This window comes from Rhizobium aouanii (genome assembly GCF_037002925.1).
GTDB lineage: Bacteria > Pseudomonadota > Alphaproteobacteria > Rhizobiales > Rhizobiaceae > Rhizobium > Rhizobium aouanii.
Genome location: NZ_JBAMYD010000003.1, coordinates 128,741 through 153,123, shown reverse-complemented (window position 1 = coordinate 153,123; position 24,383 = coordinate 128,741). Strand labels below are relative to the sequence as shown.

Sequence of the window (24,383 nt, the reverse complement as noted above, 5' to 3'; positions counted from 1 at the left end):
CTCCTAAATCGCATTGGTATGTCGTGCCGGTATATGCCTTCAACGCCATTTTGCCTTCGGGCAAAAGCTTCTAAAGAAAGATAGATACTCTTGTCCCATGTCTTGGAAGCTGCGCGCAGACGTTTTCAGCTGATCCTGATCAAGCCGTCGCATTATGACGACGACGGCTACGTCATCCGCTGGTGGCGGGCGATGATCCCTTCCAATTCGCTGGCGGCGCTCTACGGCATTGCCGCCGAATGCGCCGAGCGCAAGGTGCTAGGAGACGATACGGCGATCGATATCACCGTGATCGACGAGACCAATACGCGGATCGATATCGCCGGACTGCTGGCACAGTTCAAGCGTCACGACAATTTCGGCATGATCGCGCTGGTTGGCGTCCAGACCAACCAATATCCGCGCGCCCTCGATATCGCCCGTCCCTTCCGCGATGCCGGCTTGCCGGTTTCGATCGGCGGCTTCCATGTTTCCGGCTGCCTGTCGATGCTGGATGGCAAGGCGGTCGGGCTCGACGCCTGCCGCGACATGGGCATCTCGATGTTTGCCGGCGAGGCCGAGGGCCGGCTCGACATGGTGCTGCGCGATGCCGCAGCCGGCGAGCTGAAGCCACTCTATAATTTCATGAACGACCTTCCCGGCATCGGCGGCACACCGGTTCCCTTCCTGCCGAAGGACAACATCCAGCGCACGCTCGGGCTCAGCACCAGCTTCGATGCCGGACGTGGCTGTCCCTATCAGTGCTCGTTCTGCACCATCATCAACGTGCAGGGACGCAAGTCGCGCTTCCGCTCGGCCGACGACGTCGAAAAACTGGTGCGGATGAACTGGGCGCAGGGCATCCACAAATTCTTCATCACCGACGACAATTTCGCCCGCAACAAGGATTGGGAAGCGATCTTCGACCGGTTGATCGAACTCAAGGAACGGGACGGCATTCCGCTCGGCCTGATGATCCAGGTCGACACGCTCTGCCACAAGATCCCCAATTTCATCGAGAAATCCAGGCGCGCCGGCGTCACCCGCGTCTTCATCGGCCTCGAAAACGTCAATCCTGATAATCTGACCGCCGCCAAGAAGAACCAGAACAAGATCACCGAATACCGCAAGATGCTGCTCGCCTGGAAGGCGCAGGGGATCATGACGCTTGCCGGCTATATCCTGGGCTTCCCCGCCGATACGCCGGAATCGATCCGCCGCGACATCACGATCATCCAGGAAGAGCTGCCGCTCGACGTCATCGAATTCTTCATCCTGACGCCGCTGCCCGGCTCCGAGGACCATCAGGTCCTGTGGAAGAAGGGCGTCGACATGGATGCCGATCTGAACATCTACGATGTCGAGCATGTCTGCACCGCGCATCCGAAGATGAGCAAGCAGGAATGGGAAGACATCTACCACGAGGCCTGGTCGCTCTATTATTCGCCCGATCATATGAAGACGCTGCTGCGCCGCGCCGTAGCAACCGGCGTACCGCTCGCAAGGCTCGTCAAGGTTCTGGTCTCTTTCGCGACCACCGTGCCGCTGGAAAACGTGCATCCGCTGCAAAGCGGCCTGCTGCGCCTGAAGACGCCGTCGGAGCGGCGCCCGGATCTGCCGCGCGAGAATCCGCTCGTCTTCTGGCCGCGCTTTGCCTGGGAAACCTTCCGCAAACATGCTTCGCTCGCCGGCACGATCATTGGCCTGACGATTTCGGCGTTCTTGATTTCAAGGGATGCAAAGTCGAAGACTTATATGGACCAGGCTCTGACGCCGGTTGCCGACGACGAAGAGGAAACACTCCACCTCTTCACACAGACCGCCGGCGGCGCCGCAGCCGTCAGCCATGTCAGGAAAGTCGCGCAACTGACCGCGCATTGAGCGCCGATTCTTGCGAACCGCGGCTGACGCCCGAACACATGGGCGGCAAGCCGATACATGTCGCTAAAGTGCGTCGCATCAATCAAGTTTGACAACGCGCTTTGAAAGCTCCGACTTGCCGTTTAAGCGACTTGGATCATCTTGGTGGTCTCGGCCACTTGCAGCGTGTCGACGAATTCGACGATCTTGACCGGTTTCCCATCCCGGAAATGGATGTTGTCGACGAATTCCGTATGGAAGCTCACATCCGATGGGATGTGCCTGACCTCGCCTTCGCGGTGGGCAAAGACCATATGCTCATCTTCGTCCACATAGATGCCGGCTGTCCTGATATTCGATAGATCCCATACAGTGATAAGCTGCGTTATCGCCTGGCGAAAATCATGCCCGCTTGATTCAGTCGAAAAAGGCGCCAGCCGGGTATTGCCGACCATGCGAAAGGTGCAATTCTCGCCGATCAGCGCAAGCGTAGCTTCGACATCGCCACGGTCACGCACAGCATAAATTTCCTCTACTAGCTTCTTCATGTCGTGCTTTGCGGTCATTTTCAGATCCCTCCACCATCAGCGAAACTTGCATCTAGTTATACTTTAATGCAACTCTTTGTTGTTCAGAGTGAATAAACACAATGGAGTAGGCGTTCGAGTATCAACTGACCTGGACAATAGAAAAAGGCCCCGCACGATGGCGAGGCCCTTCCAAACTTCTGAACTGAAAAGCGATTATTCGGCGCTTTCGTCAGCCGCCTTCTTCTTCGGAGCAGCCTTCTTCTTCGGTGCGGCTTCTTCGCCTTCACCGGCGTCAGCTGCTTCGGCCTTGGCGGCAGCCTTCTTCTTCGGTGCGGCCTTCTTGGTTTCGGCCTTCGCTTCGCCTTCTTCCTCGGCGAGCAGCTCTTCCTTCGTCACCTTCTTGTCGGTGACGTCGATTTCGGTCAGCAGGTGATCGATGACCTTCTCTTCGAAGATCGGTGCGCGGATCGAAGCGGCCGCACCCGGCTGGCTGCGGAAGAATTCGAGGATCTGCTTTTCCTGGCCCGGATATTGACGCAGCTGATCGTAGATGGCGCGCTGCATCTCGTCCTCGCTGACTTCGACGCCGGCTTTTTCGCCGATTTCCGAGAGAACGAGGCCGAGGCGAACGCGGCGCTCGGCGAGCGTCTTGTATTCCTCGCGAGCCTTCTCCTCGGTCGTGTCTTCGTCCTCGAAGGTCTTGCCGGACTGGGCGAGGTCGTTGTTCACCTGGCTCCAGATGCCGTTATATTCGGCGTCTACGAGCGAGTTCGGGGTCTCGAACTTGTACATCTCGTCGAGCTGGTCGAGGATCTGACGCTTCAGCTTCTGGCGAGTCAGCGAGCCGTACTGCGATTCGATCTGGCCACGGACGATCTCCTTGAGACGATCAGCGGATTCGATGCCGAGCTTGGAGGCGAGTTCGTCGTTGATCTCGACATCGGCAGGTGCGGCGACTTCCTTGACTGACACGTCGAAGGTCGCTTCCTTGCCGGCGAGGTTCTTGGCCGGATAGTCGGCCGGGAAGGTCACGGTGATGGTCTTCTCGTCACCGGCCTTGGCGCCGACGAGCTGGTCTTCGAAGCCCGGAATGAAGCGGCCGGAGCCGAGCACCAGTTCGGCGCCCTGGTCGGTGCCGCCCTCGAAGGCTTCACCGTCGACCTTGCCGACGTAGTCCATGGTGATGCGGTCGCCGTTCGCGGCCTTGCCGGTCTTGGTCTCATAGGCGCGGGCGCTTTCGGCGACCTTCAGGACCTGCTCGTTGACTTCGTCGTCCGAGATGTCGATGACTTCGCGCGTGACCTTGATGCCCTTGACCGACTTCAGTTCGATCGGCGGCAGAACTTCATAGGAGAGCGTGAATTCGAAATCCTGCTCGGCGGCGAGGATCTTATCGGCTTCGTCCTTGTCTTCCGTCATGGCGATTTCCGGCTGCGTGGCCGACTTCTCGCCGCGGCTGGACAGAATGGCGGCCGGCTGCTCGCGGACGATCTCGTTGACGAGGTCGGCCATGATCGACTTGCCGTAGACCTTCTTCAGGTGAGCGGCAGGTACCTTGCCCGGACGGAAGCCGTTGATGCGAACCTTGTCCTTCACATCGGCAAGACGCTCATTCATCTTGTCTTGCATGTCCTTGGCCGGGATTACGACCTTGATTTCGCGCTTCAGCCCTTCAGCGAGCGTTTCGATAACCTGCATGTCTTCCTACCTTCATTTCGTGGCGGCCGTGCCCAGACGCCGTTCGTTTCGATGAGCACGACGCCGGCGATCCTGCCGCGCGTGGCTTTTCCCAATTCCCGTATCATTCCGCCCAAAGGGGAACGGCACTCGCGTCCGGGTATTCGGGACAACTCTCGGCTGCCCTAAGCCAACCGATTTCAGTCTCCCGCCTGCAAACAGCTTGGTGCGGGTAGAGAGACTTGAACTCCCACGCCTTGCGGCACCAGAACCTAAATCTGGCGTGTCTACCAATTTCACCATACCCGCGTTCACAAAACCGCATGCCTATGCCTGCGCATGAGGCCTTCCGGAGCGCGGCGTCTCTATATCACCCGATTTGGTCGAGGCAAAGGAAAAATGAACGGTGAATGACAGGGGATTTGCGGCCCTGGAGCCGCCCTGCCCCGAAGTGTAACGAGATCAGTAAAGCGGCTCGTCGTAAACCGGCTTGCCGTCAACGAGCAGGCTGCGGATCTGTGCGCTTCCATCAGGCGAGACACGCACTGCGATGGCGACGTTGCCGTCATTGCGGGCCTGCTCGAGCGGCTTGCCCTCGCCTTCTGGAACGTAGTAGCGCTCGATGCCGTATTCGACACGCATGCTGTCGCCGGCGGCAAGTCCGCCACTATAAAATGGCTGGCTGCGCAGGATCACGGTCTCCGGCTGCGGAGGCAGTTCGTGAAAGGACGATTCGGTCACCGTCCAGAAACCGTCCTCCTGCTTCTTCAACCGGACCCATAGCACCCGTTCGCCGGCCTCGGCCGGAATGCCGCCGGAAACCGTCTGCACCGGCACCGAGGAAATGTCGTAGTTCAAGACGACATAATCACCGCGCAGGAAATCGCGCGGATCGACGGGCGCCGTTTTCAGCAGCACCTCGGCGCCATCGCTGAGGATCGACGCCCGGCTCTGGATGATCGTGCCGAGGATAAGTGTCTGCAGACCAGCGACGATGATGGCCGAAAGCAAATAGCCCTTACCGGATTGCAGCCTTGCGATGAACGAGCTCATGCCCGTTCCCCCTGTGCATTCGCCGAAAACCGCCGTTCGAGACGGATGACCATCCAGGCGACCAGCGCAACCACGAGACCGGAGAAGAGGAAGAGGCTTGACGTGCCGAGGATCGAGCCGACGGTGACGGAGGCGAGATAGAGCATCTCCGCGGCAAAGGTCGCATAGGCGAGATATCGCACCGCGCCATTATCCCTGCCACGCAGGACGATCGCCAGCACGGAAGCGGCAAGCGTCGCCATTCCGAGCACCACCAAACCCCAGCCGTCTTCGATCTCGATATGCAGCAGCAGGAAGCCGATTGCGGCGACAAGGAAGCTGTAGAAGGCAGGAGCCGCACCGGCGCTTCTGACCAAGGAGGCAATAGGCCGGAGCGGCAACGCCGTCAGGACGAAGGCCGCCATGCCGCCGATGGCGAAGGCAAGCGCCACGGCGATCTCCTCATAAAGAGTATAGAGCCAGGCAAGCCAGCCGATCAGCAGCAGATAGGCCAGATGGCGCGCTCGCTCGGCGCCGGTATACCGCACCAGCCCGATGACGATTACTGCCATGACGGGCGCAATCCAGGGATCGAGACCGATCCAATGCGTGTCATAATTCTCAAGATAGACGGCGAAGGACGCCCAGGAAAGGAAGCCAGCGACGACGGTCACGGCGGCTGAACGGAAGAGGATCGCGGAGACCGTCGCAATCGCGAACCAGAGATACATCACCGTCTGCTGGTCGCCCGAGAGGTGATACATCTGGCCGACCAGCGAAATGGCGCCGCCGAAACTCATTGCGCCGATGACCAGCAAGCCGCCTGCGGCGGCTGTCGCACCGCGGGCAAGCATCCGGGCGGCGGCGATATGCACGAACCAGATCAGCGCAAGGATGCCGCCCACGCGCACCAGGCGCGGGATGGCCTCCCAGTTGGAGGCGACGACCAGCAGGATGGCAGCGGCAAGCAGCACCGCCGCCAGCGCCATCAGCACCCTGCCGAGGCTGAAGCTTGCCGGGCGGCTGTCATATTCGGCGAGAAGCGCACCTGCCGTTTCCTGCCCGAGCAGGCCCTTGCCCACCCAGAGCGAGAGATCCCGCTCCAATCTGCCGCGATACATGCTCAACCCCTCGATTTCCGCAACGTCGACTGCGGCGCTGCAGCTCACGCCGTTATAGACGCAGCACGGGTGTTCGCAAACGCTCTTGCGACAATTATACAAGTTCCTCACTGGTCTAAATAGTATCCAGTGTTAACCGGCCGCTAACGTCAGAAGCGCTAATATAAGCCTATGGACGGAGAGGTATGCGGTTCTTGCATATCCCCCATGAATTTATTGCACTGCACAATACTCATTAGTCATACTATTGATCAGCACATCGAAGCACGGGGATGGCGCCCCGGCCCGGCATCAGCCGGACGCCCGCGGATGCTTTTTCCGTGACGAGATTCGCAGCCGCGCACTCCTCCTCCCAGCGCGCTGCGATAGACTGGCAACACTCCTCCTCCCAGTTGTCAGTCACCATAACGCGCCCGCCGGATCCTCCCCCGGCGGGCGTTTTTGTTTGGCCAAAGCTTCATTGAAGCCTTGGCGGTGAGAGGATTTTCGTCGCATGGCGCCGTCATGCCACATTGTCGTGACGCCGCCCCACCACCCCGCGAAGGGATGGCGACGTCCGATCCGAAGCGGAAACGCCTCTTTGCAGCGGATGGACGGGCGGAATCACCGGAGGAAGCAGCATTTTCTGCTACGGCACCCTATTTGCCTCTCCAAACCGAACTGCTTTCTCAAAAGTCATTCTGCCTATTCGTTGACCAAAAAATGGTAAGTCTGGGTCAAATACCCATTGAGCATTGCATGCCTCGCATAGGTGATCTGAAAACTTGTCTATTTTAGTCTTTCGCGTCGCAACATATATTCCAGTCATCATATAGAGGTCAGCGCCGATCGGTGGCTGCTGGCGGATGAAACCCTCGGAAAGGGGCTTAACATGAACTTCTCTCGCTCTTTCAATAACTGGCGCAAGTATCGTCAGACCGTCACGGAACTCGGCCGCATGACCAACCGCGAATTGCACGATCTCGGCATCGACCGTTCGGACATCCATCGCGTTGCCCGTGAGGCTTCTCACCGCTAATTCCAGGCGATCGCTGCTCCTCCCAAGCACGATTGCTCTCGATCGAACGCCCGCTGTACCCACAGCGGGCGTTTTCTTTTGTCTGCACGTGGTGGCCGCGGCGGTTGCAGGTTTTCCCACTCGTTAGCCCGCTCAAAAAATATCCTCTGCTTAATTGAAGAGCATCATAGTGCACAATTGCATGGCAGACGCCTTTTATTTGCACTGCACAATCGGACGGTTCTCGCCTATATAAACATCAACCGCAGAGAGACAGGCGATCCCGCCGTCCCGCGGACATAGGATGAAGACAATGAACCCGATCCGCATTGCAAGAAGCTGGCTCAGCTACCGTCGTACGCTCAATGAACTCGGCGGCCTTTCGAACCAGACCCTGTCCGATATCGGCGTTAGCCGCTACGACATCCGGAATATCGCATCCCGCTCGTTCCGCTAATAGCGAGTACGATGCTTCCAAGACGGCGCCCCAGGGCGCCGTTTTTGATTCCGGGGTGTTGGATCGCACCTGCCGACATGATATCAGCCCGGAATGAACACGATCTCCTCCTATTCTCCTATCCACGTCGTCGGCGGCGGGCTTGCCGGTTCGGAAGCCGCCTGGCAGATCGCCAGTTCCGGCGTTCCCGTTATCCTGCATGAAATGCGCGGGGTGCGCGGCACGGATGCGCATAAGACCGACGGCCTTGCCGAACTCGTCTGCTCCAATTCCTTCCGGTCCGACGACGCGACCAGCAATGCCGTCGGCGTCATCCATGCCGAGATGCGCATGGCGGGTTCGCTGATCATGGCCGCTGCCGATCGATGCCAGGTACCGGCCGGTGGTGCGCTCGCTGTCGACCGCGATGGCTTCTCAGAGGCGGTGACCAAGGCGGTCCATGACCACCCGCTGATTACCGTCGTGCGTGAAGAGGTCACCGGCCTGCCGCCGAAGGATTGGGATCTTGCCATCGTCGCCACCGGACCATTGACGGCGCCATCACTGGCAAGTGCGATCCAGGCGGAGACGGGCGAAGATTCGCTTGCCTTCTTCGACGCCATCGCGCCGATCGTCTATCGTGAGAGCATCGACATGGATATCTGCTGGTATCAGTCGCGCTACGACAAGGTCGGCCCCGGCGGCACCGGCAAGGATTACATCAACTGCCCGATGGACGAGGCGCAGTACAATGCCTTCGTCGACTCGCTGATATCCGGCGACACGGTCGGTTTCAAGGAATGGGAGGGCACGCCTTATTTCGACGGCTGCCTGCCGATCGAGGTGATGGCCGAACGCGGCCGCGAGACGCTGCGTCATGGACCGATGAAGCCGATGGGGCTGACGAACGCGCATAATCCGACGGTCAAGGCCTATGCCGTCGTGCAGCTGCGTCAGGACAATGCGCTCGGCACGCTCTACAATATGGTCGGCTTTCAGACGAAGCTGAAATATGGCGCGCAGGCGGATATATTCCGGATGATCCCGGGTCTGGAAAATGCGGAATTTGCCCGTCTCGGCGGTCTGCACCGCAACACCTATATCAACTCCCCCACCCTGCTCGATCCGTCGCTGACGCTGAAATCGCGGCCCGGCCTGCGCTTTGCCGGCCAGATCACCGGCTGTGAGGGTTATGTGGAAAGCGCCAGCGTCGGGCTTATGGCCGGGCGTTTCGCCGCCGCCGAACGCAAGGGCGAGGCGATTTCGCTACCGCCGGCGACGACGGCGCTCGGCTCGCTGCTCGGTCATATCACCGGTGGGCACCTCGTCACCGACGAGGAGCCGGGCAAACGATCGTTCCAGCCGATGAACATCAATTTCGGGCTGTTTCCGGAGCTCCAGCCGGGGTCGATCGTCAAACCCGAAGGCGTCAAGCGCTTCCGCGGCAAGGACAAGACGATCATGAAGCGGCAGCTGATCGCACGGCGTGCGCTTGCCGACTGCGCGGCCTGGCTCGGTCAACAGTCGACGTTTGCCGAAAGCGCCTGATCGGCGCTTTTCAAGCGCGTCGCCTCAAGCCTAGCTCATGCGACCCGCTTGAAGTCTTTGCTTTTACGCATGTCGTCCTTCCAAAACCGCTGCATACTTTTGGGCGACATTTGCTACTGCTTGTTCGCCGCCGAAATATTGCCGGGCGGCAGGTCCTTATCCGGCTCGGCGATATAATTGCCGAGCAGCCAGAGCGAAACCTCCGAGGCCTCCTTGGCGGAAGCGAATTCGAAACCACCGTTGTGATGGGGTGCATCGAGGAAGTCGATCACCAGTCCCCTGCCCGTTTCCGAGCCGACGACGCGCACCCGGCCCGGCTCGATCAGGTGGCAGGAGAAATGGCGCGACATGTTGCGCATGAAGCCGGCCTTGTTGTCGTGCAGGCGCACAAAGACGGCCTGGCCGTTTTCCGTCACCTGCAGCTGACGGATCGCCTCGGTCGGAAAGGCGCGGCCGAACTCGATGATGGCAAGGCCCGTGTCATGCAGGCCATCGTCCTTATTCTGCGCGGCCATGCGCGTTGCCACGAAAGCAAAGAAAATGACGATGGCGAAAAGGACGCACCAGACGATAATGCCCACGCCGAGTCTCCGTTCAAAGGGTAGCGGTGGAAGCCTTGTAATGCGCGAGACTTGCGCGAATTTGACCGATATCAGATTTTTCGGCGTGCGGCAGCCAGCCCCATCCGCAGCTGGCGGCGCCACTGCGGCGGCTGCAGCGGCCGGTCGAACAGCAAGGCGCCCCGTTTCTGCGCCTTGACGAGCACCGGTTCGGCAAGCGTAGCCGGCAGGAAGGCTGGAAAGACGGCCGGCGCAATCGGCCCCGCCGCCCTTGCCTTTGCCAGATGTTCGCGACCGAGGCCGGCGAAGGCCTCGATGGCGGCAGAGATGCGCGGCCTGTCTTCGCCGGCAAGGAAGGCATCGCGGTCGAGACCAGTGGCGGAAAGGATCTGCAGCGGAATATAGATCTGGCCGCGGCGGCGATGCAGCGGCATCAGCAGCAACAGCCCGGCGACCGCCTGGGCGACGCCGGCATGGCCGGCGGCGTCGGCCGAGCGTGCTGCCTCCTCCGGCGAAAGCACCAGGCTTGCGAGCTGAATCAGCGCCGATGCCGTTTCGCCGGCATAGCCTTCAAGCGAAAGACGTGTCTCCATCGGATCGTCATAGAGATCGAAGGTACGGGCCTCGATCATGTCGATCAGCGTCTTGCGCGGCAGGCGGTGCGTTTCGATGGCGGTGATAAGGGCTGCGGCGACGGGATTGGCCGCCGTCGAGCCATGTGCGCTGCCTTCCAGAAGATCGTGCCAATATTGCAGCCGCACCTCGCCGGGCAAGGGCTCGTGCACGAGATCGCGGATGCGGGCAAGCTCGGCATTGAAGGCATAAAGAGCTGCGAGCGCGCCGCGCTTTGCCTCCGGCGACAGCAGACAGGCGAGATAGCGGTCGCGATCGCTGTCACGCAGCATCGCCAGGCAGATCTCCTGGTTGGTCGCAATATGCGCTTCGGTCATCGTCAGACCGCAATCAACGCCGCGGCGACGGCACGCTGCTCGGCGAGCATGATATTGAAGGTGCGCACTGCAGCCCCGGTGCTCATCGGATCGGAGGAGATGCCGCGCGACTTCAGCGCCAGCCTCAATTCCTCGGGCAGACGGCGAAGCTCGGTTCCGGTACCGACGAGCAGAACCTCGATATCGGCGGCCTCATCCAGCACCCGGCGAAAATTTTCAGGCGACAGCGGTTTCGACATGTCCATATCCCAGCCGTGAATGCCGGAGGGTAGGCAAAGGATCGAGCCGCGATGCGACATGTCGGCAAAACGAAAGCCGCCATTGCCGTAAGCATCGATCGGAGCGCGCCCGGGGAAATGTGCGGCGCGGATTTCTATGCCTTTTGCCATGTTTTCAAACCACCGTGCCGGATTTTACACCAGCATCCGTCTTGTTGCTCTCTTCCCCGTCGGGAGCCTCCGGCCGCAGCCGGAAGACGATCAAGACAGGAGCGGCGATATAGATCGAAGAGAAGGTGCCGAGAGCGACGCCGAAGAGCATCGCAAAGGTGAAGGAACGGATGACTTCACCACCGAAGAGAAAGAGCGCCAGCAAGGCGATCAACGTCGTCGCCGCGGTCAGAACGGTGCGCGACAGCGTCTGATTGATCGAAGCATCGATCAGGATCGGCAGCGGCATCTTCTTGTATCGCTTCAGATTCTCGCGCATTCGATCGTAGACCACGACCGTATCGTTCAGGGAATAACCGACGATGGTCAGCACGGCGGCGATGCTCGTCAGGTTGAACTCGATGCCGGTCAGCACGAAGAGACCAAGCATGATGATGACGTCGTGCAGCGTGGCGACGATGGCGCCGACCGCGAATTGCCATTCGAAGCGGATCCAGATGTAGATCAGGATCGCCGCAAGTGCGGCAAGCACACCGAGCGTCGCCATCATCGTCAATCCGCCGGAGATGGCGGGGCCGACGACCTCGACGCGGCGAAAATCATAATCTTCCTGGAGCTCGCCACGCACCAGCGTCGCCGCCGACTGCTCGGCATTTTCGCCGCCACCCTGGGAAGCAATGCGGATGCGCGCGTTCGACGGCCCGCCCGTGCGCTCGACGCTGACCTCACCGAGGTTGAGATCGTTGAGGCGCGCGTTGAGATCGGCGATGTCGGCATTGCCCTGCTTCGCCGTGACCTCGATGAGCGAGCCGCCGGTGAAATCAATGCCGAGATGCAGGCCGACGGTGGCAAAGGCGGCCATGGCGATCAGCGAGATGACCGCCGACGCCGTAAAGACATAACGGCGGATCCCCATGAAGCGGATATTGGCGTGTTCGAAAAGATGCGTCAGCACGCTCTTCGGCAGATGCCGGGGATGGCGCCTTCTCAACCAGACGGCGACGATCGAGCGTGTCAGCGTGAAGGCCGTGAAAACGGTCGTCAGGATGCCGACCGCCAGCGTCACGGCGAAACCGCGGATGGATTCGCTGCCGAGGAAGAAGAGGATGATGGCGGCGATGAAGATCGTCACATTGGCATCGACGATCGTGGCGAATGCGCGCGAGAAACCGCGGCCGACCGCCTCCGCAAAGGAATGGGTGGTTTTTTCCTCTTCGCGGATTCGCTCATAGATCAGAACATTCGAGTCGACCGCCATGCCGACGATCAGCACGATGCCGGCAATCCCCGGCAAGGTCAGCGTCGCGCCGGCAAGGCTGAGCACCGCGACGATGAGGATCAGGTTAAGGAAGAGCGATGCGACGGCGATGAGGCCGAGGATGCGATAGAGTGCGATCATCAGGGCCGCGACCAATACGACGGCGACGAGACCGGCAACGAGACCGTTGAAGATGGAATCGGCGCCGAATTTCGGGCTGACGCTGCGTTCCTCAACGCTGGTCAGCGTCGCCGGCAAGGCGCCGGCGCGCAGCATGATCGCAAGGTCGCGGACGCCATCCTCGGAGAAGTTTGCCGAAATCCGGCCCTCGCCGCCGGTGATCGCCGCATCGATGACCGGTGACGACATCACCTGATCGTCGAAGACGATGGCAAGGTGCCTGCCGATATTCTGCCCTGTCGCCTGCGCCAGCCGCTCTTTGCCTTCGGCATCGAGACGGTAGGCAATCGAAGTATCCTGCGTCCGTGGATCGACGACCGGCTCGATATCGACCATGTTGCTGCCGGTGACGAAAGCCGTGCGGTCGACGAGATAAGGCACCGGCGGATCGTCAAGCGAATAGAGCACCTGCGATGTCGCTGGCCAGCGACCGTTCAGCGCCTCTTGCCCCGACATGCTTTCGTCGATCAGGTGAAAGGAAAGCTTGGCCGGCTGGTTCAGGATGTTCTTCAGCCGCTCCGCATCGATCGATCCCAACACCTGCACGACAATGCGGTCGGCGCCATCGGGGCGAACGAGGAAATTATCATTGCCCAATCCGGCGATGCGGCGGCCAACGATATCGAGCGAGCGGGTCCGGGCGGAAGCGACATCAGCAGTAATGCCGGCGTCGGAAATCTGCAGCGAGAGCTGCCCCTGGTCACCCTGCTGCAGGGCGACCTCAGGTCCCGAATGTCCACCAGCCGTCGTCAAAGGCTTCAGGAGATCGACTGCCGCCTGTGTCTGGGCCGCATCGGTGATGCGGACGGTGACGGTCTGGTCATTGCCGGTGAGCCCGGTATAGCGGATGCCGGCGCCGCGCAGCGCGTTGCGCACATTGGCGACCACCTCTTCCAGGCGGTCCCTGACGATATCGGAACGCTCGACCTTGAGAACGATATGCGAGCCGCCCTGCAGGTCGAGACCAAGCACGACGCGGTCGTGCCGCAACCAGTCCGGCAGGGAGGATCGCTGCGCCTCGGTCAGCAGATTGGGCGAAGCGATGACGATGGCCGCAAACGCGGCCAGCCAAATCAGAAGTGTTTTCCAGCGGGAAAAATGCAACATTCTCTCGACGATCTTCCGATCCGGCGGTCCTGCCGTTATCGCTTGTTACGCCGCGTCGGCCTTGACCGGTTCACCCTTGACGCGAATTTCGGAGATGCCGCTGCGGACGATGCGCACGCGCACGCCGTCGGCGATCTCGACTTCGACTTCCTTTTCGTCGATCACCTTGGTGACCTTGCCGACGAGGCCGCCGCCGGTGACGACCTGGTCGCCGCGACGGATCGCCTTCAGGGTTTCCTCACGCTTTTTTGCCTGCGCGCGCTGCGGACGGATCAGCAGGAAGTACCAGACGACCATCAGCGGCACGAACAGGATGATCATTTCGAAACCGGAACCGCCGAATCCCGTTGCGGTATCGGTCGCGCTCTGGGCGAATGCCGGGGTGATGAACATGCTAAACTCCTCAGGCTTGGGCGGCGGAACTCCGCCTCTCTTTTCAGGTTGCCGGACTATAGTTACGGCTTCGATGAATGCAACAGAAACAGCCGGAAACCGTACCGATTCCGCTGCCTCATAACCTTTCCGCCACCAAAACGCCATGCTAAAGCGCGTCGCATCGAACTTGATCGATGCGACGCGCTTTAGCTCTTTTGTTTTCAAGCATGTCGTTATCCCGGAACCGCTCCACGCTTCCGGGCGACATGCATTAGCGGCATCGAAAGATCAAAGCGGATTGCCGCAGTGAGACATCAGGAGGCCACCGATGACCGAGGAAATCAATACAGCCCTGCTTGCCGAGCTGAAACGGCTCGCAGACGCCGTCGAGCGTCTTGCCGGACCGGCACCCGCCCTCAACGATTGGGATGCTGCCGACTGTTTCGTCTGGGCGCCACTGCGCCAGCATCTGCAGCCGGTCAAGAGGCCGAACCGGGTGGCGTTGACGCTTATCCGCGGCGTCGATCACGTGCGCGACATCCTGCACGAGAATACGGTGCGTTTCGCCGAGGGGTATGCCGCCAACAATGTGCTGCTCTGGGGCGCGCGCGGCATGGGCAAATCCTCGCTGGTCAAGGCCGTGCACGAGGATGTCCGGCGCGAAAACAGCGCCTCGCTGAAACTGGTCGAAGTCCACCGCGAGGATATCGCCAGCCTTCCCAATCTGCTCGACCTCCTGAAGGACACGCCGTACCGCGTGATCGTCTTCTGCGACGATCTCTCCTTCGATCACGACGATACCGCCTACAAGTCGCTGAAGGCGGCACTGGACGGCGGCATCGAAGGGCGGCCGGACAATGTGCTCTTCTACGCCACCTCCAACCGGCGCCATCTCCTGCCGCGCCACATGATGGAAAACGAGCAGTCGACGGCGATCAATCCGTCGGAAGCGGTCGAGGAGAAGGTTTCGCTTTCCGACCGCTTCGGCCTCTGGCTCGGCTTCCACAAATGCAGCCAGGAGGATTATCTCGGCATGATCGACGGCTATGCCGATCACTTCAAGCTCGGGCTCGAACGCGACAAGATGCATGCCGAAGCGCTGGAATGGGCAACGACGCGCGGTGCACGCTCCGGCCGCGTCGCATGGCAGTATATTCAGGACCTGGCCGGACGCATGCGGGTTCACATCGACCGGGGCTGAAGTGCGTCGCGCCGATCGGAATTCATGCGACGCGCTGATGCACGTCGTTCTCCCAAAACCGCTGCCCACTTTTGGGCGGCATCCATCAATGACAAAAGCCCGGCTGGCGGCCGGGCTTTTGCGTTTCCTGGTACGCTGTACCTATTCCAGGAAAGTCATCGGGTTGACCGGGGACGCATCCTTGCGCACCTCGAAATGGACCTGCGGCTGCTTGACGTCGCCGCTCATGCCGGAGACGGCGACGGTCTGGCCGCGCTGGATCTTCTGGCCGCGGGTGACGCTCAGCGTATCGGCGTTGCCGTAGACGGTGACGGTGCCGTCGTCGTGACGGACGAGAACCGTGTTGCCGAGTTCCTTCAGGCCGTTGCCGGCATAGATGACGACGCCGTTTTCGGCGGCCTTGATCGGCGTGCCCTGCGGGACCGAGATGTCGATGCCGTCATTGCGGTTGCCGTTGACGTTGGCGCCGTATGAGGCAATGACCTGGCCGCGCACCGGCCAGCGATATTTGCCGATGCCGGTCGATTCCGGCGCAGCGGAACTGACATCAGACTTCTTCTCGGCATCGTCGACGGTCTGGGTGGCGGCCGGCGCCTTGTAGGGCGCGGGCTGCGCGGAAGCCGTCTGCTGGGCAGCCGCCGGCTGGAGCGGCTTCGGATCGACCTTCTCAGCCGGGATCGAGGCGGTCTTGATATTATCGGCGGTGCCGGTCGGGATCTTCAGAGCCTGACCGATGCGGAGCGAGCTGGCCGAAAGATTGTTGGCGGCCTTGAGGTCGTCGACATTGCTACCGGTCGCCTTGGCAATCTTTGCCAGGGAATCGCCTTGCTTGACGACATAGGTCCCGGCAGGCGCCTTCGGATCCTTGCCGGCGCCGGCGGGAAGTTTGCCGGTGACATCGCCACTCGCCAGTGTCTTGTCGCGAGCGGAATTGGCGCCTGGAATGACGGCGACGTTCTGCTCAGGTGCCTTCGGCGCCGGCATCTTGCCGGGCTTGGAAAGGTCAGCCGCCTGCGACGCGGCCTTGGCGGCATTGCCGCCGTTGAGGGTTGGGATGAGGACCGCCTGGCCAGGCTGGGCGGCAGATGCCGTCTTCAGGTTGTTGACGCGCAGAATTTCTTTTTCAGGCACGCCAAAGCGCCTCGAGAGCGTGGCAATGCTTTCACCCGGACGCAGCGTCACCGACGGAGCGTTGGTCGAGGACCAGCCGGAAACCTTGGGCGTCGTGCCTGTTGTCAGCGTATCGGGCGTAACCTTCGGCGCGGCCGGCGCTACCAGTCGAGGCTTCTCAGCCTGCGGTGCAGTCGGGAAAGGCTGGGCGAGCGCGACTTCCTTTTCCCTCTGCCGGGAGGGTGCCGCGGACGTCGGCGCGGCCAACTCTGAACGCTGCACTGAGACCGGCGCGGAAGCGAGACGTGCGCTCGAGCTCGATGTGCGGGTCGGATCGTAACCCGGGCTTGCCGGATAAGGCTGGTTCAGTGCGTCATTGCCGCCGCCATAGCCTGGCTGGCCGGCAACGGCCGAACTGCTAAGATCGGCTCGCGGCACCGGATCACCCTGAGAGCCGTTCATATTCCTGCGCGGCACTGAACCGGTAGTGATCTGATCCTGCCCTGAGGAGGAAAACAAGCCGCCAAACCGTGTCACATCGGAACTGCAGCCCGTTGCGGCACTTGCCAGCAGGCTCACAACCAGAAGATTACCGGCCGACTTCCCGAACTTTGGCGAAAGACTGAAACGCATGACTCGACCCACTGAGAACGCAACCATTTGTGAGTCTATTAAAACGCGTTAGTATTACCACGCAGTTAAGATGCTGGAATCAGTGCGATTTTTTTGAGAAGTTGATAACCATAGCTTACAGGTGAAAAATCGCAGTGCCTAAAGCAGCGAGGCAAGGCGCGGAACGATCGGCAGATAGGGCGCCTCGAATAATTCCTCGCGTTCGAAACGGCTGCCGGTTTTCGTCAGCCGCACCATGCGACACTCATTCTCGGAAATCATCAGCGGCGCGATCATCGAGCCACCGGAAACGAGCTGGTCTGTATAAAAGCGCGGCATCGCGTTGAAGGCCGCTGTCACCAGGATGCGATCGAAGGTGCCCTCACCCTGCATGCCGGCGCTGCCGTCGGCCTGGCGGATGACGACGCTGCGCAGACCAAGCGATTCCATGCGCCGCTGCGCGGCTGATGTCAGCGTCTTGTAGCGGTCGATGGACAGAACCCGCTCGGCCAGGCGGCCCATCACGGCGGCGGTAAAGCCGCTTCCTGTGCCGATCTCCAGGACGCGCTGGCCGGGCTTGAGCTTCAGGTGATGCAGGATGCGGACGGCAAAATCGATGCCTTCGAGGAAGGAACCGCATTCGATCGGGATCGTCCGGCTCGAATAGGCGTCGTCGGCGAATTGCGGCGGCACGAACAACGAACGCTGCGTCTGCTCGACCGCCGTCAGCAGATCGAGGTCCGAGATGCCTTCGGCACGCAATCTGAGGACGAGTGCCGCAAAGCCCTCCTTCTCCGCCAGTCTTGCCGTCAAACCTGTGCTCCGTATCCCAAGGCCCGCGCCACGCGGTCCGTCACGGAATAATCGGTCAGATCCAGTTTCAAAGGCGTTACCGAGATCTTGTTATGCTTCAGGGCGTGAATATCGGTGCCCTCGACGAAGGCGCCGGCGCGCTCGCCGAACTTCAGCCAGTAGTAAGGAAAGCCCCGGCCGTCGGAGCGGGCATCGACCTGCAGATTGAAGGCGAGCTTGCCCTGCATGGTCACCTCGGCGCCGTCGACCTCGTCGGGTCGGCAGTTCGGGAAGTTGAGATTGAGGAACGTGCCCTCCGGCAGGTCCAGGACCATCAGCTTTTCCAGAAGAGCCGGCGCATGCGTCTCGCAGACCTCCCAGGGCACGATGCGCGCGCCGTCCTCATAGAGATAGGCCTGGCTCAGCGCGAAGGAGCGCACGCCCTGCATCGTGCCCTCGATGGCGCCGGCGATCGTGCCGGAATAGGTCACGTCGTCGGCAACGTTCGAGCCCGAATTGACGCCTGACAGGACGAGATCCGGCTTGATGTCCATCACCTGCCTGATGCCCATGATGACGCAATCGGTCGGCGTGCCGCGCAGGGCGAAATGCTTGTCGGAAATCTTGCGCAGCCGCAAAGGTTCGGAGAGGCTCAGCGAATGGGCCAAGCCGCTCTGGTCGGTCTCGGGCGCCACGATCCAGACATCGTCGGACAGCGTGCGCGCGATCCGCTCCAGCGCGGCAAGACCTTCGGCGTGAATGCCGTCGTCATTCGTAAGCAGGATGCGCATCGCCTCAGGCCGCCCGTTCGATTTTGGTCAATCCGCCCATATAAGGCAGCAAAACGTCCGGAATCGTGACGGAACCGTCCTCGTTCAGATAATTTTCAAGGACGGCGATCAGGCAGCGGCCGACCGCCGTGCCGGAACCGTTCAGCGTGTGGACGAACCTGTTGCTCTTGTCGTCCTTGCCGCGGTAGCGCGCATTCATCCGCCGACCCTGAAAATCGCCGCAGACCGAGCAGGAAGAGATTTCACGGAAGGCATTCTGTCCCGGCAGCCAGACTTCGAGATCGTAAGTCTTGCGCGAGCCGAAACCCATGTCGCCGGTGCAAAGCGTCATGGTGCGGAAATGCAGGCCGAGGCGCTTCAGCACTTCCTCGGCGCAGGCGGTCATCCGCTCATGCTCGGCAACGGCGCTCTCGGCATCGGTGATCGAGACGAGTTCGCATTTCCAGAACTGATGCTGGCGCAGCATGCCGCGCGTATCGCGGCCGGCGGATCCCGCTTCCGAACGGAAGGACGGCGTCAGCGCAGTAAAGCGGAGCGGCAGCCTTTCCTGATCGAGGATCTCCTCACGCACCAGATTGGTCAGCGTCACTTCGGCCGTCGGAATCAACCAGCGTCCATCCGTCGTCCTGAAGAGATCCTCGGCGAATTTCGGCAGCTGGGCGGTGCCATAAACGGCCTCGTCGCGCACCATCAGCGGCGAGCTGACTTCGGTATAGCCGTGCTCGCTGGTGTGGAGATCGACCATGAACTGGCCGAGCGCGCGCTCGAGCCTGGCGAGCGGCCCGGTCAGAACGGTGAAGCGCGAGCCGGAGAGCTTGGCAGCACGCTCGAAATCCATATAGCCTAGCGCTTCGCCGATTTCGAAGTGCTCCTTCGGTGCGTGGTTCCAGCGCGGCTTTTCGCCGACGGTGCGAGTGACGACATTGTCATGCTCGTCCTTGCCGACCGGGACGTCGTCGAAAGGGATGTTCGGGATGCGCGAGAGCGCGTCGTTGAGTTCGGCCGTCAGTTGCCGGTCCTCTTCCTCGATCGCCGGCAGCAGGGTCTTCAGTTCGGAGACCTCCGCCTTGAGCTTCTCGGCCAGCTGGCTGTTCTTCTGGGCCATCGCCGCGCCAATCTCCTTGGAGGCGAGGTTGCGGCGGGACAGCAAGTCCTGCGCCTTCTGGACGGCGGAGCGGCGCCTTTCATCGAGAGCAACGACACTTTGAGCCAAAGGCTCCGCGCCGCGCTTGGCTAGGGCGGTATCGAGCGCTTCGGGATTCTCACGGATCCATTTGATATCGAGCATCGTCGTTCCAGGTCGTTGCAACAGAAATGACCCGGCCAAAGCCTGACCGGGCTTCGACCGGATGGGACGGCGTTCATGAAGGGATTTCCGGGATCGCCGCTCAGACGCTGTCCGTCTTGGCAACATCTGCGGATCCGGTTTCCTTTTCGACCGCCTGCCGGGTACGCTGGCGCTCCACGAGTCGCGCCGCATAGATGGAAATCTCGTAGAGAAGGATCGTCGGTATCGCAAGGCCGATCTGGGACATCGGGTCCGGCGGCGTCAGCACGGCTGCGACGACGAAGGCGAGGACGATGGCAAACTTGCGCTTTTCGGCGAGCCATTGCGACGTCAGAAGACCGACACGGGCGAGCAGCGTGGTGATGACAGGCAGCTGGAAGACGAGGCCGAAGGAAAAGACCAGCGTCATGATCAGGCTCAGATATTCCGAGACCTTCGGCATCAGCGAGATCGCTATTTCGTCATGGCCCGGCGCCTGCTGCATCGACAGGAAGAACCACATGACCATCGGCGTGAAGAAGAAATAGACGAGCGCGCCGCCCATCAGGAATAGGACCGGCGAGGCGATCAGGAACGGCAGGAAAGCCTGACGCTCGTTCTTGTAGAGGCCGGGCGCCACGAACTTGTAGACCTGGGCGGCGATGATCGGGAAAGCGACTACAAGGCCGCCGAACATCGCCACCTTGACCTGGGTGAAGAAGAATTCCTGCGGCGCGGTGTAGATGAGCTGGGCCTTCTCGACGTCGAGATTAGCCCACTGGACCGCTGTCTTGTATGGGATGACCAGATAATTGAAGAGATCCTTGGCGAAAAAGAAGCATGCGATGAAGGCAACGAAAAATGCGCCGATCGACCACATCAGCCGCGTGCGCAGCTCCATCAGGTGCTCGATCAACGGCTGCGGCTTGTCTTCAATATCACCGCTCATGCCTCGTCCTTCTTTGTCTGCGCAGGCTTCTTCAGCGTTGCAGGCTTCCTGACTGCCGTCGTGCGTTTCGGCTTTTCCACAGGCACGGCAACGGCGGCCGCGGCATCGACCTGGTCAGCAGCCTTGACGCGCGGCTTGCGCACGGCTTTCGGTTTAGCCGCAACCCTATCGGCCTGCACAATCGCTGCTGCGACGGGTTCAGGCGACGCAGGTGTCGCCACCAACGGGGGCGTTTCCGGCAGGCTCATCGACGGCGTCGGGGCTGCGACAGCATCGGGCGGCACCTCGGTCTTGTTTTCCGTGACCGTAGTCGATTTCTGCAGGTCGGCCTTGATCTCGTTGCCCATCTGGCGAAGCGGGTTCATCGCCTCGCGCAGGCTGTTGACCGGGTTCAGTTTCTGGGCGTCGCCGATCGTCTGGCGGACATCGTCAAGCTCGGCTTCGCGCAGCGCTTCATCGAACTGCGCACGGAAATCGCCCGCCACCTTGCGGGCACGCTGCGTCATCTTGCCGAAAGCGCGCAGCATCGGCGGCAAATCCTTGGGACCGACGACCACGATCAGTACGATCGCGATGACCAAAAGCTCGGTCCAGCCAATATCGAACATGCAAGGCTCCTGGACGGGAAGCGCGGGGGCTGCGCTTTTTCCCGGACTTGGTTACTTCGTTTCGTCGGCCTTGTGATCGACGGTCTTTGCCGTATCCGGCGCGTCTTCGTCCGTCATGCCCTTCTTGAAGCTCTTGATGCCCTTGGCAACGTCGCCCATCAGTTCCGGGATCTTGCCGCGACCGAACAACAACAGCACGATGACCAGAACGATCAACCAGTGCCACATGCTAAAAGAACCCATTACGCTAACTCCCTGTTTCCATGTTCCTACGATGTAAGGATTTCCCACACCGTTTCCAACATCAAGCCCTTTGGATTGAGCTTAATGTCACGGTATCGCCCTTTGTGACAAGCCGTTGACCCATCGAAAAGTGGTGGCCACCATTGTTTTCGCCATGCATGGCAAAAGCAAGACGCAGGCCCCTCAATCTTCGGAGGTGCCGCGTGGTGCCAGCAACCCCAGTTCCTCGAGGTCCATCTGGGTGATCGGGTCTTCGTCCTCGGTCAGTTCGTCGTTCATCAACGGCGAGGGAATATTGAAGTTCGCCGGAATGCGGCCCGACAGCAAGCCCGCTCCCTTCAACTCTTCGAGACCGGGCAGGTCACGCAGCTCTTCGAGACCGAAATGGTCGAGGAAATCACGTGTCGTGCCCAATGTCACCGGCCGGCCCGGCGTGCGCCGGCGACCACGAAACCGAACCCAGCCAGCTTCCATCAGCACGTCAAGCGTGCCGCGAGAGGTCTGGACGCCGCGGATATCCTCGATTTCGGCACGCGTCACCGGCTGGTGATAGGCGATGATCGCCAGCACTTCCAGCGCGGCGCGCGAAAGCTTCTTCACCTCATTGTCATCACGGCGGATGACGAAGGACAGGTCGGCGGCAGTGCGGAAGGCCCAGGCGCCTTCGACCTGCACGAGATTGACGCCGCGCGGCGCATATTGCTCCTTTAGGCGCAGCATGATCGCATGCACGTCAGTCTTCTCAGGCAGGCGCTCGGCGAGGAAGCCTTCGGAGACCGGCTGCGAGGAGGCGAAGACCAGCGCCTCGGCGATGCGCTCGGCCTCGATCTCGGCCTGCAGGTCGCGGCCCCTGTCTTCGAAATTGCCGTCGAAATCCTCTTCGCCCTTCAGATCGATCAAACCGGCCGCTCCTGTTCGACCACTTGCAGCGTGGCATGTTTCGGACCGCGGCGCATATATATCGGCTGAAAGGCGCCGTCCTGGCGGATTTCGAGCTTGCCCTCGCGCACCAGCTCCAGCGAGGCGGCAAAGGCGCTGGCGATTGCCGTGACGCGTTCTTCGGGCGCTGCGAGATAACGCAGCAGATAATGCTCCATCGCCGTCCAGTCGGCGACCTCGCCGATCATCTGGGTCAGCAGCTCGCGGGCATCGGTCAGCGACCAGACGGTACGCCGCTCGATCGTCACCTGCGTGACGGCATGGCGCTGGCGCAGCGCCGCATAGGCGGTCAGGAGATCGTAAAGGCTCGCCGCATAAGCGGATTGCTGCCGGTCGGGAATATGTTCGGGCGCGCCGCGCACAAAGATATCGCGGCCGAGGCGGTTGCGGTTGACGAGGCCGGCTGCCGCCTGGCGCATGGCTTCGAGGCGTTTCAGGCGGAAGGCGAGCGTTGCCGCCAGCTCCTCGCCGGAAGGGCCGTCATCCTTGGCCTGCTGGGGAATGAGCAGCTTCGACTTGAGATAGGCAAGCCAGGCTGCCATGACGAGGTAATCGGCGGCAAGCTCGATGCGGATACGCCGGGCGCTTTCGATGAAGAGCAGATACTGCTCGGCGAGCGCCAGCACCGAAATGCGCGACAGATCGACCTTCTGGTTGCGGGCGAGATAGAGCAACAGGTCGAGCGGACCTTCGAAGCCGGCGACGTCGATCACCAGCGCCGGCTCGTGGCTGGCGCGCTCGGCACCGTTATCCTGCCACAGCTTGTCCATCGGCGTTGCCGCCTGCGGACGTTCCGTGCCCTTGACCGTGTTCACCTAGCTGCTCCCTTACGATCAGACCGTTGCAAACATTGCCTCGAATTCCGCCCTCAATTCCGCTTCATCGGCGGTATCCGGCGCCGCGAAGCCCGCTTCCACCGCTTTTGCGCGGGCAAGCGATATGCCGGCGAGCGGTGGAACATTTGCCACAACCTCCCGCATCTCGTCCATATTGCCATTGCAATGCAGCACGATATCGCATCCGCCTGCAATGATATTCGCCGCACGTTCACCGATCGTACCGGAAAGAGCGTTCATCGAGCTGTCGTCGGAGAGCAGCAGACCGTTAAAGCCGATGTGCTCGCGGATGATGCCGTCGATCACCTTGCGCGAGGTCGTCGCCGGACTGTCCGGGTCGATGGCGGCGAAAACGACGTGACAGGTCATGGCCATCAACTCGTCCTTCATCGCGACAAAGGGCGGGAAATCATGGAGCTCCAGCTCATCGCGCGGGACGCTGACGACAGGCAGCTCCAGATGTGAATCGGCAAAGCCGCGACCGTGGCCGGGCATATGCTTCATCACGGGCAAGAGGCCGCCGGCCTTCAGCCCCTCGGCAGCCGCCCTACCCATCGCGATGACGGTCTCCGGATCGCCGCCATAGGCGCGGTCGCCGATGACGCTGCTGCTGCCCTCGACCGGCACGTCGAGCACCGGCAGGCAATCGACATCGATGCCGAGGCTCGAAAGGTCGAAGGCGTGCAGCCGCGACATCAGCCAGGCGGCGCGCAGGCCGAGTGCGCGATTGCGGCGATAGAGATCGCCGAGCTCCTGGCCGGAAGGATAGCGCGTGAGAATGGGTGGGCGGATGCGCTGGACGCGGCCGCCCTCCTGGTCGATCAGCACCGGCGCATGCCAGCCGACGCTATCGCGCAGTTCGGCGACGAGATCGGCGATCTGCCGTGCTTCGGAGATGTTGCGCCCGAAGAGGATGAAGCCCCAGGGTCGCTCGCCCCGGTAAAAGGCTTTCTCTTCGGATGTGAGGGCAAGGCCGCTGCAGCCAAGGATCATCGCTTTTGATTCGGTCATGTCAGAATCTTAGAGCGGAGCCCGG

24 protein-coding genes and 1 tRNA gene are annotated in these 24,383 nt (G+C 61.1%); 5 read left to right on the top strand and 20 right to left on the bottom strand.

The window, feature by feature from the left end; all coding sequences use genetic code 11:
* Positions 1-90 precede the first annotated feature (90 nt).
* Positions 91-1,860 carry a B12-binding domain-containing radical SAM protein gene (locus V8P77_RS06525; protein WP_335911324.1) on the top strand — a complete coding sequence of 590 codons (1,770 nt, stop codon included), beginning with the start codon at positions 91-93 and terminating at the stop codon, positions 1,858-1,860.
* Between the two features lie 122 nt (positions 1,861-1,982).
* Here the strand turns inward: V8P77_RS06525 and V8P77_RS06520 are convergent, their stop codons facing one another.
* The 5 genes from V8P77_RS06520 to V8P77_RS06500 all read right to left on the bottom strand — a co-directional run bounded on the left by V8P77_RS06520 (position 1,983) and on the right by V8P77_RS06500 (position 6,199).
* Entirely contained in the window at positions 1,983-2,405 is a 423-nt protein-coding gene (locus V8P77_RS06520) for a nuclear transport factor 2 family protein (protein ID WP_335911323.1), read from the bottom strand.
* A 177-nt stretch (positions 2,406-2,582) separates the two neighbouring features.
* On the bottom strand, positions 2,583-4,067 hold the full coding sequence (gene tig / locus V8P77_RS06515; RefSeq protein WP_335911322.1) for a trigger factor: 1,485 nt from the start codon (positions 4,065-4,067) through the stop codon (positions 2,583-2,585).
* Between the two features lie 203 nt (positions 4,068-4,270).
* Positions 4,271-4,355 (bottom strand) — tRNA-Leu (locus tag V8P77_RS06510).
* Positions 4,356-4,508: 153 nt separating this feature from the next.
* Positions 4,509-5,099, bottom strand: coding sequence for a GDYXXLXY domain-containing protein (locus tag V8P77_RS06505; protein ID WP_335911321.1), 591 nt, complete (start codon positions 5,097-5,099; stop codon positions 4,509-4,511).
* The gene (locus tag V8P77_RS06500; RefSeq protein ID WP_335911320.1) at positions 5,096-6,199 is read right to left on the bottom strand and encodes a DUF2157 domain-containing protein; all 1,104 of its coding nucleotides are present in this window, start codon (positions 6,197-6,199) and stop codon (positions 5,096-5,098) included. The genes V8P77_RS06505 and V8P77_RS06500 overlap by 4 nt, the downstream gene beginning before the upstream one ends.
* Positions 6,200-7,070: 871 nt before the next feature.
* Here V8P77_RS06500 and V8P77_RS06495 point away from each other — a divergent pair.
* The 3 genes from V8P77_RS06495 to trmFO all read left to right on the top strand — a co-directional run bounded on the left by V8P77_RS06495 (position 7,071) and on the right by trmFO (position 9,180).
* Positions 7,071-7,217: a DUF1127 domain-containing protein gene (locus V8P77_RS06495; RefSeq protein ID WP_003539019.1), complete on the top strand. Its 147-nt coding sequence runs from the start codon at positions 7,071-7,073 to the stop codon at positions 7,215-7,217.
* 292 nt (positions 7,218-7,509) lie between these two features.
* Positions 7,510-7,653, top strand: coding sequence for a DUF1127 domain-containing protein (locus V8P77_RS06490; protein WP_003539017.1), 144 nt, complete (start codon positions 7,510-7,512; stop codon positions 7,651-7,653).
* A gap of 93 nt (positions 7,654-7,746) precedes the next feature.
* Complete coding sequence (gene trmFO, locus V8P77_RS06485) at positions 7,747-9,180, top strand: methylenetetrahydrofolate--tRNA-(uracil(54)-C(5))-methyltransferase (FADH(2)-oxidizing) TrmFO (RefSeq protein WP_335911319.1); 1,434 nt, start codon at positions 7,747-7,749, stop codon at positions 9,178-9,180.
* A gap of 113 nt (positions 9,181-9,293) precedes the next feature.
* On the opposite strand, the gene V8P77_RS06480 is transcribed toward trmFO, so the two are convergent.
* The 5 genes from V8P77_RS06480 to yajC form a co-directional block, all read right to left on the bottom strand.
* Positions 9,294-9,761, bottom strand: coding sequence for a hypothetical protein (locus V8P77_RS06480; RefSeq protein ID WP_335911318.1), 468 nt, complete (start codon positions 9,759-9,761; stop codon positions 9,294-9,296).
* Between the two features lie 71 nt (positions 9,762-9,832).
* A complete protein-coding gene (locus V8P77_RS06475; RefSeq protein WP_335911317.1) occupies positions 9,833-10,690 on the bottom strand; it encodes a phytoene/squalene synthase family protein in 858 nt (285 codons plus the stop codon).
* Between the two features lie 2 nt (positions 10,691-10,692).
* Complete coding sequence (locus tag V8P77_RS06470; protein ID WP_003539009.1) at positions 10,693-11,079, bottom strand: Mth938-like domain-containing protein; 387 nt, start codon at positions 11,077-11,079, stop codon at positions 10,693-10,695.
* Positions 11,080-11,083: 4 nt separating this feature from the next.
* Positions 11,084-13,624 carry a protein translocase subunit SecDF gene (gene secDF / locus V8P77_RS06465; RefSeq protein WP_335911316.1) on the bottom strand — a complete coding sequence of 847 codons (2,541 nt, stop codon included), beginning with the start codon at positions 13,622-13,624 and terminating at the stop codon, positions 11,084-11,086.
* 45 nt (positions 13,625-13,669) lie between these two features.
* Positions 13,670-14,017, bottom strand: coding sequence for a preprotein translocase subunit YajC (gene yajC, locus V8P77_RS06460; RefSeq protein ID WP_003539006.1), 348 nt, complete (start codon positions 14,015-14,017; stop codon positions 13,670-13,672).
* Positions 14,018-14,327: 310 nt separating this feature from the next.
* Here yajC and V8P77_RS06455 point away from each other — a divergent pair, with 310 nt between their 5' ends.
* Positions 14,328-15,200, top strand: a complete 873-nt coding sequence (locus tag V8P77_RS06455; protein ID WP_335911315.1) for an ATP-binding protein — start codon at positions 14,328-14,330, stop codon at positions 15,198-15,200.
* A gap of 141 nt (positions 15,201-15,341) precedes the next feature.
* On the opposite strand, the gene V8P77_RS06450 is transcribed toward V8P77_RS06455, so the two are convergent.
* From V8P77_RS06450 to nagZ, 10 genes are all read right to left on the bottom strand, one after another.
* Positions 15,342-16,943, bottom strand: a complete 1,602-nt coding sequence (locus V8P77_RS06450; RefSeq protein WP_335911314.1) for a peptidoglycan DD-metalloendopeptidase family protein — start codon at positions 16,941-16,943, stop codon at positions 15,342-15,344.
* Between the two features lie 138 nt (positions 16,944-17,081).
* Positions 17,082-17,735, bottom strand: coding sequence for a protein-L-isoaspartate(D-aspartate) O-methyltransferase (locus V8P77_RS06445; RefSeq protein ID WP_011651660.1), 654 nt, complete (start codon positions 17,733-17,735; stop codon positions 17,082-17,084).
* On the bottom strand, positions 17,732-18,505 hold the full coding sequence (gene surE / locus V8P77_RS06440; RefSeq protein ID WP_017991200.1) for a 5'/3'-nucleotidase SurE: 774 nt from the start codon (positions 18,503-18,505) through the stop codon (positions 17,732-17,734). The genes V8P77_RS06445 and surE overlap by 4 nt, the downstream gene beginning before the upstream one ends.
* A gap of 4 nt (positions 18,506-18,509) precedes the next feature.
* The gene (gene serS, locus V8P77_RS06435; RefSeq protein ID WP_335911313.1) at positions 18,510-19,793 is read right to left on the bottom strand and encodes a serine--tRNA ligase; all 1,284 of its coding nucleotides are present in this window, start codon (positions 19,791-19,793) and stop codon (positions 18,510-18,512) included.
* A gap of 100 nt (positions 19,794-19,893) precedes the next feature.
* Positions 19,894-20,721 carry a twin-arginine translocase subunit TatC gene (gene tatC, locus V8P77_RS06430; protein WP_025394335.1) on the bottom strand — a complete coding sequence of 276 codons (828 nt, stop codon included), beginning with the start codon at positions 20,719-20,721 and terminating at the stop codon, positions 19,894-19,896.
* Positions 20,718-21,329 (bottom strand): Sec-independent protein translocase protein TatB, encoded by a 612-nt coding sequence (tatB, locus tag V8P77_RS06425; RefSeq protein ID WP_335911312.1) that lies wholly within the window; start codon positions 21,327-21,329, stop codon positions 20,718-20,720. Before tatB ends, tatC begins: the two co-directional genes overlap by 4 nt.
* A 51-nt stretch (positions 21,330-21,380) precedes the next feature.
* Entirely contained in the window at positions 21,381-21,572 is a 192-nt protein-coding gene (locus V8P77_RS06420; RefSeq protein WP_003538990.1) for a twin-arginine translocase TatA/TatE family subunit, read from the bottom strand.
* Positions 21,573-21,755: 183 nt separating this feature from the next.
* Positions 21,756-22,472 carry an SMC-Scp complex subunit ScpB gene (gene scpB, locus V8P77_RS06415; RefSeq protein ID WP_335911311.1) on the bottom strand — a complete coding sequence of 239 codons (717 nt, stop codon included), beginning with the start codon at positions 22,470-22,472 and terminating at the stop codon, positions 21,756-21,758.
* Positions 22,469-23,326 (bottom strand): segregation and condensation protein A, encoded by an 858-nt coding sequence (locus tag V8P77_RS06410; protein ID WP_335911310.1) that lies wholly within the window; start codon positions 23,324-23,326, stop codon positions 22,469-22,471. Before V8P77_RS06410 ends, scpB begins: the two co-directional genes overlap by 4 nt.
* Before the next feature lie 18 nt (positions 23,327-23,344).
* Entirely contained in the window at positions 23,345-24,358 is a 1,014-nt protein-coding gene (nagZ, locus tag V8P77_RS06405) for a beta-N-acetylhexosaminidase (protein WP_335911309.1), read from the bottom strand.
* Positions 24,359-24,383 lie beyond the last annotated feature (25 nt).

Bases quoted from the DNA above. Each gene is read 5' to 3' on its own strand.
- V8P77_RS06520 (WP_335911323.1), bottom strand. From the start codon at position 2,405: ATGACCGCAAAGCACGACATGAAGAAGCTAGTAGAGGAAATTTATGCT.
- tig (WP_335911322.1), bottom strand. From the start codon at position 4,067: ATGCAGGTTATCGAAACGCTCGCTGAAGGGCTGAAGCGCGAAATCAAG.
- V8P77_RS06505 (WP_335911321.1), bottom strand. From the start codon at position 5,099: ATGAGCTCGTTCATCGCAAGGCTGCAATCCGGTAAGGGCTATTTGCTT.
- V8P77_RS06500 (WP_335911320.1), bottom strand. From the start codon at position 6,199: ATGTATCGCGGCAGATTGGAGCGGGATCTCTCGCTCTGGGTGGGCAAG.
- V8P77_RS06495 (WP_003539019.1), top strand. From the start codon at position 7,071: ATGAACTTCTCTCGCTCTTTCAATAACTGGCGCAAGTATCGTCAGACC.
- V8P77_RS06490 (WP_003539017.1), top strand. From the start codon at position 7,510: ATGAACCCGATCCGCATTGCAAGAAGCTGGCTCAGCTACCGTCGTACG.
- trmFO (WP_335911319.1), top strand. From the start codon at position 7,747: ATGAACACGATCTCCTCCTATTCTCCTATCCACGTCGTCGGCGGCGGG.
- V8P77_RS06475 (WP_335911317.1), bottom strand. From the start codon at position 10,690: ATGACCGAAGCGCATATTGCGACCAACCAGGAGATCTGCCTGGCGATG.
- V8P77_RS06470 (WP_003539009.1), bottom strand. From the start codon at position 11,079: ATGGCAAAAGGCATAGAAATCCGCGCCGCACATTTCCCCGGGCGCGCT.
- secDF (WP_335911316.1), bottom strand. From the start codon at position 13,624: ATGTTGCATTTTTCCCGCTGGAAAACACTTCTGATTTGGCTGGCCGCG.
- yajC (WP_003539006.1), bottom strand. From the start codon at position 14,017: ATGTTCATCACCCCGGCATTCGCCCAGAGCGCGACCGATACCGCAACG.
- V8P77_RS06455 (WP_335911315.1), top strand. From the start codon at position 14,328: ATGACCGAGGAAATCAATACAGCCCTGCTTGCCGAGCTGAAACGGCTC.
- V8P77_RS06450 (WP_335911314.1), bottom strand. From the start codon at position 16,943: ATGCGTTTCAGTCTTTCGCCAAAGTTCGGGAAGTCGGCCGGTAATCTT.
- surE (WP_017991200.1), bottom strand. From the start codon at position 18,505: ATGCGCATCCTGCTTACGAATGACGACGGCATTCACGCCGAAGGTCTT.
- serS (WP_335911313.1), bottom strand. From the start codon at position 19,793: ATGCTCGATATCAAATGGATCCGTGAGAATCCCGAAGCGCTCGATACC.
- tatC (WP_025394335.1), bottom strand. From the start codon at position 20,721: ATGAGCGGTGATATTGAAGACAAGCCGCAGCCGTTGATCGAGCACCTG.
- tatB (WP_335911312.1), bottom strand. From the start codon at position 21,329: ATGTTCGATATTGGCTGGACCGAGCTTTTGGTCATCGCGATCGTACTG.
- V8P77_RS06420 (WP_003538990.1), bottom strand. From the start codon at position 21,572: ATGGGTTCTTTTAGCATGTGGCACTGGTTGATCGTTCTGGTCATCGTG.
- nagZ (WP_335911309.1), bottom strand. From the start codon at position 24,358: ATGACCGAATCAAAAGCGATGATCCTTGGCTGCAGCGGCCTTGCCCTC.